This window comes from Rhizobacter sp. P2_H3 (assembly GCF_056403355.1).
The window spans coordinates 1-1,133 of the sequence record NZ_JBFUFQ010000498.1; the positions used below are offsets into that span (position 1 = coordinate 1).

The following is a 1,133-nucleotide window of genomic DNA, read 5'->3' on the forward strand; positions in this document are numbered from 1 at the left end:
CTCGCCTCCGAACGGCGCACCCAGCACGAGCTGCGCTGGCGCGACCGCTGGCTGATCGTCAACGACCGCCGCCTGCACGATGGCAGCCTGGTCCACCTGGCGCTCGACATCACCGACCGCAAGCGCGCCGAGCTGGAGCTGGCCCGCCAGCAGTTGCAGGCGCACGAGGCGCAGGCGCGGCTCGGCGCGGTGCTGGCGGCCGTGCCCGACCTCTGGTTCGTGCTCGACGAGGATGGCCGCTACCTCGAATGCGGCGACCCGAAGCACCCGTTCATGGTGCACAGCTGGGAGAGCGTGCGCGGCCGGCCTTTCGTGCAGGGCGTCACGCAGGAGCTGGCCGACCAGGTGCTGCCGGCGATCCGCCGCGCGCTGCAGACCGGCGCGGTGCAGTGCCTCGAGTACGACCTGGTGACGGCCGGCGGGCGCCCCGGCAGCTTCGAGGCGCGGCTGTCGCCGATGGCCGGCGCGCGGGTGCTGTACGTCACGCGCGACATCACGCAGCAGCGTGCCGCCGAGCAGGCGCTGAAGGCCGCCGAGGAGCGCTGGAAGTTCGCGCTCGAGGGCGCGGGCGACGGCGTCTGGGACTTCGACGAGGACCGCAACCTCGCGTTCTATTCGCCGCGCTGGAAGGAGATGCTCGGCTACCGCGAGGACGAGATCGGCAACACCATCCAGGAGTGGTCGCGCCGCATCCACCCGGACGACAAGGCGCGCGTGATGCGGGCCATCCAGTCCTACCGGCGCGGCGACACCGAGGTCTACGAGACCGAGCACCGGCTGCAGCACAGGGACGGCCGCTGGCTGTGGGTGCTCGACCGCGGCAAGATCGTCGAGCGCCACGCCGACGGCAGCCCGCGCCGCGTGGTCGGCACGCATTCCGACATCACGCGCACCAAGCAGGCCGAGCAGGCACTGCGCGACAAGCAGGCCGCCGAGCTGGCCAACCGGGCGAAGAGCGAGTTCCTGTCGCGCATGAGCCACGAGATGCGCACGCCGCTGAATGCGGTGATCGGTTTCTCGCAGCTGATGCGCATGAACACCGACCCCGTCGACCTTGACAAGGTGCACGACTACGCCGACCACGTGCTGGACGCCGGGCAGCACCTGCTGGCGCTGATCAACGACGTGCTGGA

At 71.0% G+C, this 1,133-nt stretch carries 1 protein-coding gene; it reads left to right on the plus strand.

Annotated elements, in window-relative coordinates; genetic code table 11:
• Positions 1 to 1,133 (plus strand): PAS domain-containing sensor histidine kinase (locus tag AC1D1T_RS32625; RefSeq protein WP_477993501.1); only part of this gene is annotated, 1,133 nt, incomplete at both ends.